General features: G+C 66.8%; 13 protein-coding genes. 5 read left to right on the forward strand and 8 right to left on the reverse strand.

The window, feature by feature from the left end; all coding sequences use genetic code 11:
- Positions 1–179: 179 nt before the first annotated feature.
- A complete protein-coding gene (locus VPH41_RS04280; protein ID WP_328569071.1) occupies positions 180–1,211 on the forward strand; it encodes an adenosine deaminase in 1,032 nt (343 codons plus the stop codon).
- A 29-nt stretch (positions 1,212–1,240) separates the two neighbouring features.
- A complete protein-coding gene (locus VPH41_RS04285) occupies positions 1,241–3,772 on the forward strand; it encodes an ABC transporter permease (protein ID WP_328569072.1) in 2,532 nt (843 codons plus the stop codon).
- Positions 3,773–3,780: 8 nt separating this feature from the next.
- Here the strand turns inward: VPH41_RS04285 and VPH41_RS04290 are convergent, their stop codons facing one another.
- Positions 3,781–4,788 (reverse strand): response regulator, encoded by a 1,008-nt coding sequence (locus VPH41_RS04290; protein WP_328569073.1) that lies wholly within the window; start codon positions 4,786–4,788, stop codon positions 3,781–3,783.
- A 3-nt stretch (positions 4,789–4,791) separates the two neighbouring features.
- Complete coding sequence (locus VPH41_RS04295; protein WP_442906235.1) at positions 4,792–6,102, reverse strand: sensor histidine kinase; 1,311 nt, start codon at positions 6,100–6,102, stop codon at positions 4,792–4,794.
- Between the two features lie 166 nt (positions 6,103–6,268).
- Here VPH41_RS04295 and cqsA point away from each other — a divergent pair, with 166 nt between their 5' ends.
- Positions 6,269–7,513: an alpha-hydroxyketone-type quorum-sensing autoinducer synthase gene (gene cqsA / locus VPH41_RS04300; RefSeq protein WP_328569075.1), complete on the forward strand. Its 1,245-nt coding sequence runs from the start codon at positions 6,269–6,271 to the stop codon at positions 7,511–7,513.
- 9 nt (positions 7,514–7,522) lie between these two features.
- Here the strand turns inward: cqsA and VPH41_RS04305 are convergent, their stop codons facing one another.
- From VPH41_RS04305 to VPH41_RS04315, 3 genes are read right to left on the reverse strand one after another with little or no spacing between them, the layout of a single operon-like run.
- Positions 7,523–7,990 carry a MarR family winged helix-turn-helix transcriptional regulator gene (locus VPH41_RS04305; protein WP_328569076.1) on the reverse strand — a complete coding sequence of 156 codons (468 nt, stop codon included), beginning with the start codon at positions 7,988–7,990 and terminating at the stop codon, positions 7,523–7,525.
- Between the two features lie 57 nt (positions 7,991–8,047).
- Complete coding sequence (locus tag VPH41_RS04310; RefSeq protein ID WP_328569077.1) at positions 8,048–8,395, reverse strand: GIY-YIG nuclease family protein; 348 nt, start codon at positions 8,393–8,395, stop codon at positions 8,048–8,050.
- A 22-nt stretch (positions 8,396–8,417) separates the two neighbouring features.
- Positions 8,418–9,689 carry an MFS transporter gene (locus VPH41_RS04315; RefSeq protein WP_328569078.1) on the reverse strand — a complete coding sequence of 424 codons (1,272 nt, stop codon included), beginning with the start codon at positions 9,687–9,689 and terminating at the stop codon, positions 8,418–8,420.
- Between the two features lie 130 nt (positions 9,690–9,819).
- Between VPH41_RS04315 and VPH41_RS04320 the strand changes: the two genes are divergently transcribed.
- Together VPH41_RS04320 and rmuC are read left to right on the forward strand one after the other, a co-directional pair.
- Entirely contained in the window at positions 9,820–10,215 is a 396-nt protein-coding gene (locus VPH41_RS04320; RefSeq protein ID WP_152259143.1) for a group II truncated hemoglobin, read from the forward strand.
- A 4-nt stretch (positions 10,216–10,219) separates the two neighbouring features.
- Entirely contained in the window at positions 10,220–11,608 is a 1,389-nt protein-coding gene (rmuC, locus tag VPH41_RS04325) for a DNA recombination protein RmuC (RefSeq protein WP_328569079.1), read from the forward strand.
- 12 nt (positions 11,609–11,620) lie between these two features.
- On the opposite strand, the gene VPH41_RS04330 is transcribed toward rmuC, so the two are convergent.
- The 3 genes from VPH41_RS04330 to moeA all read right to left on the reverse strand — a co-directional run bounded on the left by VPH41_RS04330 (position 11,621) and on the right by moeA (position 15,481).
- Complete coding sequence (locus VPH41_RS04330; protein WP_328569080.1) at positions 11,621–12,550, reverse strand: MHFG family PEP-CTERM protein; 930 nt, start codon at positions 12,548–12,550, stop codon at positions 11,621–11,623.
- Positions 12,551–12,842: 292 nt separating this feature from the next.
- A complete protein-coding gene (locus VPH41_RS04335; RefSeq protein WP_328569081.1) occupies positions 12,843–13,634 on the reverse strand; it encodes a hypothetical protein in 792 nt (263 codons plus the stop codon).
- On the reverse strand, positions 13,634–15,481 hold the full coding sequence (gene moeA / locus VPH41_RS04340; RefSeq protein ID WP_328569082.1) for a molybdopterin molybdotransferase MoeA: 1,848 nt from the start codon (positions 15,479–15,481) through the stop codon (positions 13,634–13,636). Before moeA ends, VPH41_RS04335 begins: the two co-directional genes overlap by 1 nt.
- Positions 15,482–15,531 lie beyond the last annotated feature (50 nt).

The following is a 15,531-nucleotide window of genomic DNA, read 5'->3' on the forward strand; positions in this document are numbered from 1 at the left end:
ATCATACGACAATTCGCTGGTGCGTGCCGGTGCCGGCCATGGCGCTGCCGCAGCCAGCGCCGTGGCGCCCGGGCGCCGGTGAGGCGGGCCATCTTGCGCTAAGATGCCTGCATGTTTGATGGCCCTGTGCGCCCCGCGCGCCTGCCAGCATTGTTATCGACACCCTATAAGGAACACCCATGATGAACCCACAATTGCGCGCGATCGTACGCGGCATGCCGAAGGCCGAGCTGCATATCCATATCGAAGGCTCGCTGGAACCGGAATTGATTTTCGCACTGGCCGAACGCAATGGCGTGCCACTGGGCTATGAATCGGTGGAACACTTGCGCGGCGCCTATGCTTTTACGGATTTGCAGTCTTTTCTCGACATTTATTACGCTGGCGCAAGCGTGCTCTTGAAAGAGCAGGATTTCTACGACATGACGCGCGCCTACCTGCTGCGCGCCGAGGCCGATAACGTCTTGCACACGGAAATATTCTTCGACCCGCAAACGCACACGGCGCGCGGCGTGCCCATCGCCGACGTGATCAACGGCATCTACCGCGCCTGCCAGGACAGCCCCGTCAGCGCGGCCCTGATCCTGTGCTTCCTGCGCCATTTGAGCGAAGCGGAAGCCATCGAGACCCTGGAAGACGCCTTGCCGCACCGCGACAAGTTCATCGGCATCGGCCTCGATTCCTCGGAAGTGGGCAACCCGCCCGAGAAATTCTCGCGCGTGTTTGCCCGCTGCCGCGAGCTGGGCCTGCACCTGGTGGCCCACGCGGGCGAGGAAGGCCCGCCTGCCTACATCCGCACGGCGCTCGACGACCTGCAAGTCGAACGCATCGACCACGGCGTGCGCTGCCTGGAAGACGCGGAACTGACGGCCCGCCTGGCGCGCGAACAGGTCGCGCTGACCGTGTGCCCGCTGTCGAACACCAAGCTGCGCGTGTTCGACCAGATGCATGACCATAACCTGGTGCAACTGCTCGACGCGGGCCTGCTGGTGACGGTGAACTCGGACGATCCCGCGTATTTCGGCGGCTACATGAACGACAATTTCGACGCCATCTTCGATGCCTTGCCGCTGGGCCTGTCCCACGCGCAGCGCCTGGCGCGCAACGGTTTCATTGCCGCCTTCCTGCCGCAGGCGCAGAAAGACGCTTTCCTCGCGACCGCCGATGCGTATTTCGCGCAGCACGCCGCCGCCCACGGCAGCGCGCAGTAACTCAGTAACTCTATAAAGACCCGCCGCCCATGCTCCGCCTCTCCCTGAAAATGACCGGACGCGACTGGCGCGCCGGGCAACTGCGTTTCCTGCTCGTCGCGCTGATCGTGGCCGTGGCGGCCCTGTCGGCCGTGGGCTTTTTCGTCGACCGCCTGCGCGCGGGCCTGAACCGCGACGCGCACCAGCTGCTGGGCGCCGACCTGGTCATCAGCGCCGACCAGCCCGTCAATGCGGCATGGCGGGCCGAGGCGCAGAAGCGCGGTTTCATCCTGGCCGACACGGTGACGTTTCCCAGCATGGCGCAGGCGGGCGAGGGCGAACAGTCGCTGTCGCAGCTGGCGTCCATCAAGGCCGTCTCGCCCGGCTACCCGCAGCGGGGCAAGCTGAAAATCACGACGAAGCCGAGCGAGGCGCAGGATGCCGTGGGCCAGCCCACCAGCCTGGTGCCGGCGCCGGGCACCGTGTGGGTCGATGCTGCCATCCTCTCCAGCCTGAAGGCAAAGCTGGGCGACACCCTGACCCTGGGCGACAAGGCATTTACCGTCACGCAACTGATCGCCAGCGAACCGGACCGCGGCGCCTCGTTCCTGAATTTCGCTCCCCGCGTGATGCTGCCCTTGAGCGATTTGGCCGCCACGGCGCTGGTGCAGAACGGTTCGCGCGTGTCCTATCGCTTGCTGCTGTCGGCGCCGCCCGCCAAGGCGGCCGAGCTTGCGCAATATCAAGGCTGGCTGGAAAGCCAGATCAAGACGCAGGCCATCAAGGGCGTGCGCATCGAATCGCTGGAATCGGGCAGCCCGCAGATGCAATCGACCCTGGACCGCGCCGACCGTTTCCTGTCCCTTGTGGGCTTGCTGTCGGCCATGCTGGCTGCCGTCGCCGTGGCCATGGCGGCGCGCCGCTTCATGCTGCGCCACCTGGACGCCTGCGCCATGCTGCGCTGCCTGGGCCTGACGCAAAACCAGGTAACGGCCATGTACGTGATCGAATTTTTGCTCGTCGGCCTGGCCGGCAGCGTGGTGGGCGTGGCCGTGGGTTTCGGCGGCCACCTGGTATTGCTGGAATTGCTGGGCAAGCTGGTGCAGAGCGACTTGCCGCCCGTCTCCATGTTGCCCGCGCTGCAAGGCGTGGCCACCGGCATGCTCTTGCTGTTGGGCTTTGCACTGCCGCCGATTCTGCAGTTGCGCAATGTTCCCCATAACCGGGTCATCCGCCGCGAACAGGAGCCGCCGCAGGCGCTGGCCCTGGCCACCTACGGCCTGGGCATTGCCGCCTTCGTCGTGCTGCTCTTGTGGCAGGCGGGCGACGTGAAGCTGGCCTTGCTGACGGCGGCCGGCTTTCTGGGCGGCTTCGCCCTGTTCGGCCTGGCCGGCTGGCTGGGCATCAAATCGCTGAAAACCCTGCGCGGCGCCTTCAACCACCAGGGCTGGCGCTTTGCCGTCACGTCCTTGCAGCGGCGTCCGGGCGCCACCGTCATCCAGGTGGTGTCGCTGGCCCTGGGTCTGATGGCCTTGCTGCTGCTGACGGTGGTGCGGGGCGACTTGATGGTGGCCTGGCGCAACGCCACGCCGCCCGATGCGCCGAACCGTTTCATGATCAATATCCTGCCCGAGCAGAAAGACCCGATTGCCGCGCGCCTGGCCCAGGCCGGCGTGGCCAACGCGCCTTTGTATCCGATGATACGGGGGCGCCTGGTGGCTGTGAACGGCAATGCCATCACGGAAGAGACCTACCAGGACGACCGCGCCAAGGGCCTGGCCGACCGCGAATTCAACCTGTCGACGATGGCCGCCATGCAGGAAGAAAACAAGCTCGTTGCCGGCAAGTGGTTCAGCAATGCAGCGGGCGCACCTGCCGAAGCGTCGGTGGAGGAGGGCATCGCCAAGACCTTGAAGCTGAAGCTGGGCGACAAGCTGCGCTTCGACATCGCGGGCCAGCCCGTGGAGGCGGCCATTACCAGTTTGCGCAAGCTGGAATGGGGTTCGATGCGCGTCAATTTCTTTGTCATCATCAACCCGGCCGCCATGGCGGACACGCCGCAGACGTGGATCACGGCTTTCCACCTGCCGCCCGCGCAGGCAGACCTGGGCAACGCCCTGCTGCGCGACTATCCGAACCTGACGGTGGTGGACGTGGGCGGCGTGCTGAAACAGATCCAGGGCGTGCTGGACCAGGTGGTGACGGCCGTGGAATTCCTGTTCGCCTTCACCCTGGCGTCGGGCTTGCTGGTGCTGTATGCGGCCCTGATGGGTTCGCAGGACGAGCGCACGCGCGAAGCGGGCCTGCTGCGCGCGCTGGGCGCCACGCGGCGCCAGCTGGCGCAGGCGCAGCTGATCGAATTTTCGCTCGTGGGCGCCCTGGCCGGCTTGCTGGCGGCCACGGGCGCGGCCGCCATGGGCTGGGCCCTGGCCACCTACCAGTTCAAGTTTGCCTGGAGCTTCGCCCCCGGCGTGTGGGCCTTCGGCCTGCTGGCCGGCGCCCTGTGCGCGATCGCCGGCGGCTGGCTGGGCTTGCGCAATGTCTTGAAGCATCCGCCGCTGCAGACCCTGCGCGAAGGCTGATGTACCGACTACGCGCTGACGCTGTCGCCCGCACCTGCGCGCAGAAATTGCGCGTAGGACATGACCGGCTGCCCCAGCTGGTGCGCGGGCACGTCGAACAGGGCCCAAAAGTAGGTCACGCGGCCCAGGCAGATGGTGGGCGCGGCGCAGTAGCGGAACCAGTTTTCGCCGATCTGCGCCGCATACATGCCGTCGCTGTCGGCGTCGGAAAAATACGGAATCACGCGCATTTCCAGCAGGGCCAGCAGCAGTGACTCGGGCGCATCGCTGTCGCGCGCCATTTCGTACTGCGTGTGCAGGCTGCGCTCCGTCTCGATGATCATCAGCTTGGCGTGGCCGTCGCGCGTGAAGAACAGGATGCCGCTGGGATTGGGGAAAATATAGTATTCGACAAAACCATGGCGCTGGCACAGCTCGTGCACGACGGCGGCCAGCGCTTCGTCTTGCAGGAAACTGTAGTCGTGCAGCATCAGCAAGTCGCGCACGGTCTCCGACTGCTGCAGGAAGAACTCGCGCTGCAGCGCATGGATTTCCTGTTCCAGGATGTCGAGCGCATCGTCGTCGCTCTTCTTGATGTAGCGGTCGATCAAGCCCCGGTTGAAGGCCGTCACGGCCACCTTTTCATCGGCTGCGCCCGTAAATAGAATCTTCTTGCACGGCAAGTCGCGCACGGCCTGGCAGAATTCCAGGCCATTCATCTGCGGCATCGAATAATCGATGACCAGCACGGACGGCACGGCAAAGCGCTGCGCCTGGCCGCTGATGCGCCAGATGCGTTCGATGTCGAGCGCCACATTGCACTGGTCGGGCGGCAGGTTTTGCGTGTCGAAGTTGACGTGCAGGGGCGTTTCGCCCAGCTGCGTGCTGTGGCGCAGCCAGTGCAGCGCGCTGCTCGTGTCGTGGAAGGTCTTGCGCGCCAGGCCAGGATCGAGCTGGAACGCCAGGCTTTTCAGGAAGGAATCGCTGTCGTCGATCAATACGGTCAGGGTCGGATGGGTGTAGACGGGCAGTTGCATGCGTCACCTCGCGCGTTGGATGGATGGAAAACGGTGGTGCGTGGGCACGGGCTGGGGAAACTCCAGCACGAAGATGGCGTAAGCGCCTTCGCGCGCGACGCAGCGGATGCGCGCCTGCCAGGCTTGCATGATTTGCCGGCACAGGGCCAGGCCGATGCCGCTGCCATTGTGCGCGGGATACGAATAGAAGCGGTCGAAGATCAGCGGCAGGCGGCTGGCCGCGATGCCGCAGCCCGTGTCGATGAACAGCAGGCGCGGCACGGGATGGGCGCCGTCGATGATGATACGCACGCGCCCCTTGCCCGCGCGCTGGATGCTTTTCAAGGCATTGCGCAGCAGGTTCAGCAGGATCACCACGCACAGTTCGGACTGGCCCGGAAACTGGAAATCGGCGCGCACGTCGACCTTGACGATGTCGCGCTGCGCCGTGCTGGTAAACGGATAGCGGCGCAGCACGGCCGCCACGCTGTCGTGCATGGCCACCGTTTCATTGGCTTCGAGCTTGCGGTTGACGGCGCTGGCGCTGAGCAGGAACAAGTCGATCATGTGGTGCATATGGCGCACTTCGAACTGGATGCGCGCCAGCGCTTCCACGCTGGCCGCGTCGGGCGGCGGGCTTTCCCCATCGCGCTGCAGTCCGCGCTGCAGCCCGCGCACATTCGCTTCGACGCTGACCAGCGGCGTGCGCAATTCGTGCGCCACGCTGCCCAGGCCGGCCGCCAGCCCGGCCAGTTTTTCCTGCGCGCCCACATGGCGCCCCACCTTGACCACGGACAGCACGGCCAGCGTGAACCAGTGCACGGGCAACTGCTGCAAGACTTCGCGGCTGAGCAGGAAGTCCGGATCGCCGGCCATGGCAAACGCCAGGCAGGCCAGCAGGGTGCCGCTCAGGTAGGCGAGCATGGCGATGCGCGTATCGAAGTGGAACAGCACGATCAGCGCCACCAGCAGCGAATGCGCCCACATGGCCGAGGCGTGGTTCATCAGGAACATATACGTGAAGAAAAACGGCAGTTCGAAGGTCAGCCCCAGGAACAGGTAAAGGCTGAACCAGGTATTGCTGAAGCGGCCAGGCCATAGCGCAGGCAGGAACAGCAATGCCGCCACGGTGCGCAGCAGCAGCGATTCATATTCTTGCGGAAAGAGGTATTTCCACAGCGCGTAGTACAGGGGCATGCCCAGCGCGCCGATGACGGCCAGCGTGCGCACCTGGGCGCGCCGCACGGGCGTGTGTTCGATGGCGTCGTGGAAATGCAGGAAAGGCTGGAGCAGCCTGCCTTGCCAGCGGGTTCCGGAGGGGGACTGCACGTGCATCATGGTCAGGGGATGTGTTCGTTGAGGCGTGTCAATACAACATGATCGGCGGGTTCCCTCGCGGTCAGCACAATATCGGCATAACTGTTGAGCTGTATCAATCTCTTGCCGAATGGCTCGCGCATGTTGGACGCGGTAGTTCCCCCGCAACCAATCAGGAGTTCCCATGCCACACGCCCATTTCCCCCTGACATCGAGTGCTGTCCCCGCCGAACAACAACTGCCTGCCTTCGTGCGCGCGCGCATGGACGAACATTACGTCGAACGCATCGACAAGCTGCTTGGCGGCGAACATCTGCATGCATGGCAAGCCATGCCGGCCGATGCAGTCATGCTTGCTGGCAATGACTATCTGCACATCGCGGGCGAGCCGGCGCTGCTGGCGGCCCAGGCCCGCGTCTTGCAGGGCGGCGGCGCCATGCTGATGTCGTCCGTGTTCCTGCAGGAAGGCAGCCGCCAGCACCGCCTCGAACACACGCTGGCGGATTTTCTCGGCAGCGAGGCATGCGTGCTGGCGCAATCAGGCTGGGCCGCCAACGTGGGCTTGCTGCAAAGCCTGGCCGGCCCCGGCATGCCCGTGTACCTGGACATGCTGGCGCACGCTTCGCTGTGGGAGGGCGTGCAGTCGGCGCAAGCCGTGCCCGTGGCATTCCTGCACAACGATGTCGCCCATCTGCAGCGCCAGCTCGACAAGCATGGCCCCGGCATCATCGTCGTCGACGCGCTGTACAGCACGAATGGCAGCGTGGCGCCGCTGCTGGAGATGGTGGAGATCGCCGAGCGCAGCGGCAGCATGCTGATCGTCGACGAATCGCACTCGCTGGGCACGCACGGCCCGCAGGGCGCGGGCCTGGTGGTGGAGCTGGGCCTGGCCGGGCGCGTGCATTTCCGCACGGCCTCGCTGGCCAAGGCGTTTGCGGGCCGGGCAGGGCTGATCACCTGTTCCGCCCGTTTCAAGGGTTACTTCTTGTCCGCCTCGCGGCCCGCCATCTTCAGTTCCTGCCTGCTGGAACACGAGCTGGCGTGGTTCGACGCGGCGCTCGCTTTCATCCGCACGGCCGATGCCCGCCGCGCCGCGCTGCGCCGCCACAGCGTGCAGCTGCGCCAGGGGTTGATGGATCTCGGCTACAACGTCAGCGACGGCACGGAGCAGATCATCGCGCTGGAAGCGGGCAGCGAACCCGATACCCTGGTCCTGCGCAAGGCGCTGCAGCGGCACGGCATCTACGGCGCCGTCTTCTGCGCGCCGGCCACGCCGAAAAACCGTTCGCTGGTGCGCCTGACCCTGAACGCGGGCTTGCGCGACGACGAGTGCGCGCGCGTGCTGGCCGCCTGCGCCGCCATCCGCGATGAAACGGGCATGGCGCGCTGGCCGTCGACGCGGCGCTTGCGCAAGCTGGCGCTCGTGTGAGGGAGAATATCAGCCGTTGGCGGGCTGATTGCCGGCGATGGCGCCCAGCAGCATGGACAACGGCGCCAGCTGCTCCGCGCTGGCATTGCCCAGCAATTCCTGGCCCAGCGTCTGCGCCGTCGCATGCGCGTGGACCAGCAGCGCTTGTCCTGCCGCCGTGATGACGGCGTAGCCGACGCGGGCATCGCGCGCATCGGCCTGGCGCGCCACCAGGCCGATTTTTTCCAGCGGCATCAGCGAGCGCGTGATGCCGGACGCCGTCAGCGCCAGGCGTTCGGCCAGGTCGATGCGGCGCAGGCGGCCGCCCGGCGCACGCTGCAACTGGAACAGCAATTGATAATCGCTGAAGCTCAGGCCGTGCAAATTGCCCAGGATGCTGTCGAAGCGGCGCACCAGCACGGCCTGGGCGCGCGCCAGGCGCAGGCAGAAGTCCAGGGCGCTGGCGCCGTCCGGCGGCGGGGGAGTGGAATCGGTCATGGTTTTCTTTGAGTTGACTGCGCAGTGCTTGAGTGCGCAAGTGTAACGCATGGCTGCTCAATAGCGTGTCCGTCCTTGCTCCAGCAACTGCTCCTGGTGCAGCGCCAGCAGGGCGTCCAGTTCGGCGTCCGCATCGAAGGCGGGATCGTCGGGCACCGTGACGGCATCGAGCAGCTCGAAGCGGAAGGCCCCTTCTCCATCGCGCCGCCAGTCCGCCTGCAGGCGGGCGTTGCGGTGCGCGCCCAGAGTCAGTTCGAAGCGGTGGCGGTTCAGTGCACCGGGTGCGTTGCGGCTGCGTTCAAGCAGGGTGCGTCCGCTGGGCACGTGGCGCAGCGCGATGATGCCCAGCGCTGGCGCTTGTTGCCGGTAGGCCGCTTTCAGGGCCGCTTGTCGTGTTTTATCCATGGGGAGCTTTCTCAAGGTGATGTTACGGAGGTGATACTACGGAAGTGCTGCCCGCGATGCGGGGGATGTCCGTCCACAGGACGGCGGCCACGGCGGCGGCCAGCAGCATGGCGCCGCCGGCGCAGAACAGTTCGCCCACGCTCAGGCGGCGCAGCAGCGCGCCCGTGGCCGCTGCCGACAGGGGCGCCAGGCCCAGGAAGATGGCCATGAACAGGGCCATCGCCCGGCCCAGCATGGCGGGCGCCACGCGCCGCTGTATCCACGTAAAGATGGCCACCTGCACATAGCCGCCCAGCAGGCCGGTGACGGCCAGCAAGGCCGCGCCTTGCCAGGCAGTGCCGATCTGTCCCAGCGCCATCAGCAGCACGCCCACGACGGCATCGACGAGCAGCAGGGTGGCGCCGAAATGGCGGCGCAGCCAGGCGCCGCCCAGGCCGGACGCCAGCATGCCGGCCAGGGTGCCCGCGCCATGCGCGCCCATCAGCAAACCCAGGGCCGCAGCGCCGTGCAGGCGCTCGCTGGCCAGCACGGGCAAGGCCACTTGCAGCGGTCCCATGACGAAGAATGCCACCACGGCCCAGTAGATATAGCAGCTGCGCAAGGGCAGGTCGCGCCACACCATGGCCAGGCCCGCCGCCATGTCGCGCCACATGGCTTGCGGGGCGCCGGCCGCTGCCGGAGGACGCAGCCTGACTTGTTGCAAGGTCCAGGCGGAGAACGCAAACGTCAGCGCATCGATGGCAAAGGCGGCGGCCAGCGCCGCCATGCCCGTGCGCTGCGCGCCAGCGTGGGCGCCCAGCACGAGCGCCGCCAGCAGGGGACCGGCCAGCAAGGATAGCTGGCGCGCGCCCATCTGCAGGCTGTTGGCCGTCTGCAGCGCTTGCGGCGGCACGGCTTGCGGCAGGATGGCCGTACCGGCAGGAATGGCGAAGGCGGAAGCGATGCCCAGCGCCAGCGCGGCTGCGTACGCCAGTGCCAGGCTGGCCTGGCCCAGCATCAGCAGCCCGGCCAGGGCCAGCAGGATGGCGGCATTGGCCAATTTGCTCGCCAACAGCACGCGCCGCGGCGAGTAGCGGTCGGCAACCGTGCCGCCCAGCAAGATGAGCACGGCGCGCGGGGCGCCCATCAGGGCGACGGCGATGCCCAGGCTGAGGCTATCGCCCGTCAGGCTCAGCACCAGCCAGGGCAGGGCCAGCATGCTGAACTGGTCGCCCAGCATGGACACGAGGCCGCCGCCCAGCAGCCAGCGGAAGTTGGTATTGCGCATCAAGTGGGGTTGGGCGGTGGTCGGCATGTTTTTTTGTCCGTATTTAAAAATTGCATAGTAGTTGATAAAAGCTTGAGTAGTCAAGTATATTGCCATTTATTGCGGCAGTGAGAGCGGCGCGGCGTGGGGCGCCGGCGCTTGCGCTATCATGGCGGCCATGACTGATACCACTGCCCCCACCCTGTACGAGACCATCGGCGGCGCCCCCGTGCTGCGCGACATGGTCGACCGTTTTTATGACTTGATGGAACTGGAACCGGAGTTTGCCGGCATCCGCGGCATGCATCCGCCGTCGACGGATGGTTCGCGCGACAAGCTGTATTTCTTCCTCACGGGCTGGATGGGCGGGCCGGATCTGTATATCGAGAAATTCGGCCACCCGCGACTGCGCGCGCGCCACTTGCCCTACGCCATAGGCACCAGCGAGCGCGACCAGTGGCTGCGCGCCATGGCCTGGGCCATGGAAGATGCGGGCATCGAAGAGTCCTTGCGCGTGCGCCTGATGGAGTCGTTCTATCAGACGGCCGACTGGATGCGCAACAAACCGGACTGATTCCATGAGCCCAATCGAGTTTTACAGCCTGCTGGGCGCCGCCATCGTCGCCATCGTCTTGTTGATCCTGATCTTGCTGCGCCCCCGTGGCGCGGCCGGCGATGGCGCCACCACCCTGGCGCTGGTGCAGCAGCACCAGCAGCAAAGCCTGGAGCGCATCGACCGGGTCGAACGCGAAGTGCGGCTGCAGCTGCAGGCGTCGGCGCAGGCCACGCGGCAAGACCTGGCCACCAGCCTGGCGCAATTCCAGGCGGCGACCCTGCAGCAGCTCGACAGCCTGCGCACGCAGATGCAGGCGCAGGGCAAAGTCGGGCGCGAGGAACAGGCGCAAAGCCTGGCGCGCTTTGCCGACAGCACCAACCAGACCCTGGCGCAGCTGACGGAATCGAATGCGCAGCGCATGCTGGAAGTGCGCGCCACCCTGGAAAACAAGATCCGCGACTTGCAGGCCGACAATGGCGCGCGCCTGGAAGAAATGCGCAAGACGGTCGATGAAAAGCTGCACGCCACCCTGGAGACGCGCCTGACTGCCTCGTTCCAGCAAGTATCGGAGCGGCTGGAAAAAGTCCACCAGGGCCTGGGCGAGATGCAGCAGCTGGCGCTGGGCGTGGGCGACCTGAAGCGGGTGCTCACCAACGTCAAGACGCGGGGCACGTGGGGCGAAGTGCAGCTGGAAATGCTGCTGGAGCAGGTACTCACTGTCGACCAGTACGCAAAGAACGTGGAAACCGTGCCGGGCAGCGGCGCGCGCGTGGAATTCGCGCTGAAGCTGCCGGGCCTTGCCGACGGTGGGCCGCCCGTGTGGATGCCCATCGATGCGAAGTTTCCCAAGGAACAGTACGAACGCCTGGTCGAGTCGGCCGAGCGTGCCGATGCGGAAGGCGTGGCCCTGGCCGGGCGCGAGCTGGAACGGGCCGTGCGGGGCGAAGCGAAGACCATCGCGGACAAATACCTGGCGCCGCCGCAGACGACGGATTTCGCCATCCTGTTCCTGCCCACGGAAGGCCTGTATGCGGAAGTGCTGCGCCGCCCGGGCCTGGCCGACGAATTGCAGCGCGTGCACCGGGTCAGCATTGCGGGGCCATCGACCCTGACGGCCCTGCTGAACAGCCTGCAGATGGGTTTCCGCACCCTGGCGCTGGAAAAGCGCTCGTCCGAAGTGTGGCAGGTGCTGGGCGCCGTCAAGACGGAATTCGGCAAGTTCGGCGACGTGCTGTCGCAAACCCGGCTGACCCTGGAAAAGGCGGCGAAGAATATCGAAAACGCGGAAGTGCGCAGCCGGCAGATGGCGCGCAAATTGAAATCCGTGGAAGCCTTGCCGGGCGAGGCGGCCGCCTTGCTGCTGGGTAAGGCGGACGCGGGGCTGTCCGCCGAGGCGGACGACGGCCAATAGCGCCGTCGCCGTTCATGCTGCTGCCCGGCGGCGCAGCCTGGCACCGGCCAGCAGCGCCAGTCCGGCCAGCAGCATGGCCCAGGTTTGCGGTTCCGGCACGGCCGGCAGCACGCTCGAGCCCGTAGGCGGCATCATGGGCAGGATGACGATGGGCGTATACGGCTCGATGATGCTGCTGCCGCGCGGTGCGGGTCCGCCGCCGCCGCCGCTGCGTCCATCGCCCAGGCTCGATGGCAGCGCCGGGTTGTTGGCGGGATGCACCAGATCGAAGGCCAGCAGGGGCACGCCGGCCACCACGGCCGGCGGGGCCGGGCCCGTGAGCGAGCCGCCGTGCGCGGCGCCGGGATACTCGATGACGGGTACGCCTGCCGCCGCCGGTGCCGGGGGGGCTGCGGCCACCGGCGCCGCGCCGCCTGGCGCACCGCCGCCCGGCACCCCGCCAGCGCCGGCGCCGCGCGGTCCGGCTGCCGCCGCCTGCGTGATGCGGCTGACATTGCGGCACACGGTGGGCACGAGGATGCAGGCGCCCTGCACGCAGTACACGAGACCCCTTTCCTGCATCTGCTCGCTCCAGCCTGAGCGCGTCACATTGCGGCAGACGCGGCCCGGCCCGAAATGCATGTCGCTGATGCGCGCATCGTAATTGCCCTTGCCGCGGATGGCGTCGCGGCTGATCACCACGATTTCATCGTACTGGCGCGCACGCATGCGCGCCTTCAATTGTTCGCGCACCTGCGGCGCGATGTCGGGATACCGGTCCACGGCGGCAACCACATCGCCCATGAACGGGTCGGCCCCCGGGCGGTTCCAGCTGCAGTGTTCCAGTACGTCGGCCCGTGGGGCCCCTTTGGCGTAGGCGGGCAGCGGCGCTACGGACAATATGCCCAGCAGGAATGCCGCTCCCAGCATGCCGGCGCCCGCGATCCATGCGCTATGTCTCATCGCTAGTTTCCTCGGGAAAATAATATCAAAATTGAACTTTTATGTGAATTCTGATGTTATCACCGAAGAAACTGTAGTATCAACAAATAAATAAAATAATTACAATTTGTGTTGTGTTTGTTGTTACGTTATTTGAAGAAATAATTAATATTTTTATCTCGATAGGCGAGCGCTTGCTGCGCAGGGGAAATTGATTGTGGAGGGGCAATGCGAGCGGCCCGCCCAGGGTAGGGCGGGCGCCGCGGCAGGGAGCTTGAACGGGGTGGCGCCGAGGCGCCGGTGGTTGGACGCGCTAGAAAATGCCCGGGCAGGCAAGTGCGTCGAAGCGGGGATAGCCGATGGCTGGCAGCTTGTCCAGCCAGGCGAGCATGGCAGTGTGCGCGCCTTGCGCAGCGCGTGGCTGCCCGTCGCGCTGCAGTTCCGCGGCGATCATGGCCAGTTCCGCGCAGATGGCTGGCTGGCCGGCCTGGGCCGCCAGCAGGGAGGCCAGCAGTTCCGGTAGCACGGCGGCGGCCGGCGCCGCCTGGCGCGTGGCGCGGTAGTGCCGCCAGTAGCGTTCGGCGGCTTCGCCATCGAAGCTGGGTACAAAGCCGAACGTGGCCCCATCGTGCCGCAAGCGGTAGACGGTGAGAAAGTAATGGGGACCCGTCAGTTCGCCGGGAAACAGGTCGCGCCGCACGACGTCGACGGCCAGCGATCCGTCCCGTTCCATGCGCACGGGACTGGGCGCATCGAACTGGTCCACGCTGGCCATGAGCGGCACATTTCCCTGCAGCGCAATGATTTTTTGCGTGTAATGGCGCCCGCCCAGGTGGCCGCATGTGGCCACGATACTGTCGTGGATGGCGGTGACGGGCGCGATGGCGCCGCAGCCGGGGCGCAGCGCCGTGTTTTCCTGCCACACGGGCGCCTGATCGGCGGCGCGCACGATGCTGATGCGGCCCACGGTGGCGCCATGCAGGTCGCCTGGCGCCGTTTCGATGCGCTCGTCGAAGCGTACGCCGTAGCCGTTGGCGAGCACCTCGCCCGCCTGCGCGGCGCCCATGCCCGACAGCAAGCCCAGCGCCAGAACCAGGGGCCGCATCAGGTCAAGCCATGGAACAGCACGATATCGACGAGGTCGCCTGCGGCCACGTGGCCTTGCGCTTCGTGCAGCACGATCATGCAATTGGCTTGCGTCATCGAACGCAGGATGCCCGAGCCTTGCGCGCCCGTCACGCGCACGTGCTGGCGGCCATCCGCGTCCCGCTCGACGATGCCGCGCTGGTATTCCGTGCGGCCCCGTTTCTTGCGGATGGGCGCTTGCGCCGCCACCTGCAGCAGGGGCAGGCTGGCCGTGTCCGCATCGGCGCCCATCAGGCGCAGCAGGGTGGGACGCGCGAGGAAATAGAATGCCGCCATCACGGCCACGGGATTGCCGGGAAGGCCCAGCAGCAGTGCCGATGCGCCCTCGCTGGCGATCCGGCCAAAGGCCATGGGGCGGCCCGGACGCATGTTGATTTGCCAGAAGGCGACGTCGCCGAGGCGCGCGAGGATGTCGCGCGTGAAATCGGCCGCGCCGCTGGACACGCCGCCCGAAGTGACGATGACGTCGGCCGACGCGCAGGCGCCGCGCAGGGCCGCTTCCAGCGCTTGCGGATTGTCCTTGACGATGCCCATGTCGAGCACGTCGCAACCGAGGCGCGTGAGCATGCCCAGCAGGGTGTAGCGGTTGCTGTCGTAGATGCAGCCCGCGTCCAGCGGCTCGCCGATCGAGCGCAATTCGTCGCCCGTGGAAAAGAAGGCCACGCGCAGCCGGCGCCGCACGGACACCGTGGCGATGCCCAGCGAGGCCAGCAGACCCAGCTCGGCCGGACCCAGTCGCTTGCCTTGCAGCAGGGCCGGCTGACCCTGCATCAAGTCTTCGCCCTTGAAGCGGCGGTTGTCGCCGGCCCGGATGCAGTCCGGCGCGATGGTGATGGCGTGCTCGCTGGCCTGCTGCACCAGCTCCTGCGGCACCACGCTGTCGCAGCCGTCCGGCATGACGGCGCCCGTCATGATGCGCGCGCATTGCCCGCGCTGCACGGCCACGGTGCCGGGACGCCCGGCCAGGATGGTGTCGACCACGGCCAGGGTCACGGGCGTGTCGCCGCCCAGGTCGGCGCCATGCAGCGCGTAGCCATCCATGGCGGAATTGTCGTGCGCGGGCACGCTGATGGGCGAGATGATGTCGGCTGCCAGGATGCGCTCGAACGCCTGCGGCAGCGGCAGTTCTTCGGTCTCGGCGACGGGGGCGACGGTGCCGGCCAGGATGGCTTGCGCCGCCGGCACGGACAGGCCCTGCGCCTGCAGGGTAGCCAGCTCGTCCGGCGTATTGATATTGCCGAACGGGGTGCCATCCTGGAACAGCACTTCGGCCAGTTTCAGGGGGCCGTGCCACGTGCGCATGCGGCGTTCGCCGCCGCGCAGATAGGCATCGAGCTGGGGCAGGGCCGACGTTTTTACCAGGCAAAAGACGGGGTGGGGGCGGCGCACGGCCGTTCCCGTTGCCGCATCGATGTCTTCGGTGACGGCGATGGCCAGGTCGGCATCGTGTTCCACGAGGCCGGCGGCCAGGCGCGCTGCCAGGTCGGACGGCAGCAGGGGCGAATCGCAGGGCACGGTGAGCAGGTATGGGGTGGTGGCGCGCTGCATGCCGCTATGCAAGCCGGCCAGCGGACCCAGCTGGCCCGGCAGCAGGTCCGGCCACGTGGGCAGGCCGAAGCGCGCGTAATCTCCGGCATCGGCGTGGACACTGATGGCCAGCTGGCCCACTTGCGGCGCCAGGCGCTGCAGCACGTGGCGGGCCAGGGGCTGGCCATGCAGGGGCAGCATGCCCTTGTCGCGCCGGCCCATGCGCGTGCCCAGGCCGCCGGCCAGGATCAGGCCGGTAATGTCTTGTTTGTTGATCATGTCAGGTAGGAAAATTGATGCATGCGCCATGGTAGCAGCGGCGGGCGCGC

It is taken from the genome of Janthinobacterium sp. P210006 (genome assembly GCF_036231885.1).
Classification (GTDB): domain Bacteria; phylum Pseudomonadota; class Gammaproteobacteria; order Burkholderiales; family Burkholderiaceae_D; genus Janthinobacterium; species Janthinobacterium violaceinigrum.

Excerpts from the sequence above, each read along its gene's own strand:
- cqsA (WP_328569075.1), top strand. The coding sequence starts at position 6,269 with ATGCCACACGCCCATTTCCCCCTGACATCGAGTGCTGTCCCCGCCGAA.
- VPH41_RS04305 (WP_328569076.1), bottom strand. The coding sequence starts at position 7,990 with ATGACCGATTCCACTCCCCCGCCGCCGGACGGCGCCAGCGCCCTGGAC.
- VPH41_RS04295 (WP_442906235.1), bottom strand. The coding sequence starts at position 6,102 with ATGCACGTGCAGTCCCCCTCCGGAACCCGCTGGCAAGGCAGGCTGCTC.
- VPH41_RS04280 (WP_328569071.1), top strand. The coding sequence starts at position 180 with ATGATGAACCCACAATTGCGCGCGATCGTACGCGGCATGCCGAAGGCC.
- VPH41_RS04310 (WP_328569077.1), bottom strand. The coding sequence starts at position 8,395 with ATGGATAAAACACGACAAGCGGCCCTGAAAGCGGCCTACCGGCAACAA.
- VPH41_RS04290 (WP_328569073.1), bottom strand. The coding sequence starts at position 4,788 with ATGCAACTGCCCGTCTACACCCATCCGACCCTGACCGTATTGATCGAC.
- VPH41_RS04315 (WP_328569078.1), bottom strand. The coding sequence starts at position 9,689 with ATGCCGACCACCGCCCAACCCCACTTGATGCGCAATACCAACTTCCGC.
- VPH41_RS04285 (WP_328569072.1), top strand. The coding sequence starts at position 1,241 with ATGCTCCGCCTCTCCCTGAAAATGACCGGACGCGACTGGCGCGCCGGG.
- VPH41_RS04335 (WP_328569081.1), bottom strand. The coding sequence starts at position 13,634 with ATGCGGCCCCTGGTTCTGGCGCTGGGCTTGCTGTCGGGCATGGGCGCC.
- VPH41_RS04330 (WP_328569080.1), bottom strand. The coding sequence starts at position 12,550 with ATGAGACATAGCGCATGGATCGCGGGCGCCGGCATGCTGGGAGCGGCA.
- rmuC (WP_328569079.1), top strand. The coding sequence starts at position 10,220 with ATGAGCCCAATCGAGTTTTACAGCCTGCTGGGCGCCGCCATCGTCGCC.
- VPH41_RS04320 (WP_152259143.1), top strand. The coding sequence starts at position 9,820 with ATGACTGATACCACTGCCCCCACCCTGTACGAGACCATCGGCGGCGCC.
- moeA (WP_328569082.1), bottom strand. The coding sequence starts at position 15,481 with ATGATCAACAAACAAGACATTACCGGCCTGATCCTGGCCGGCGGCCTG.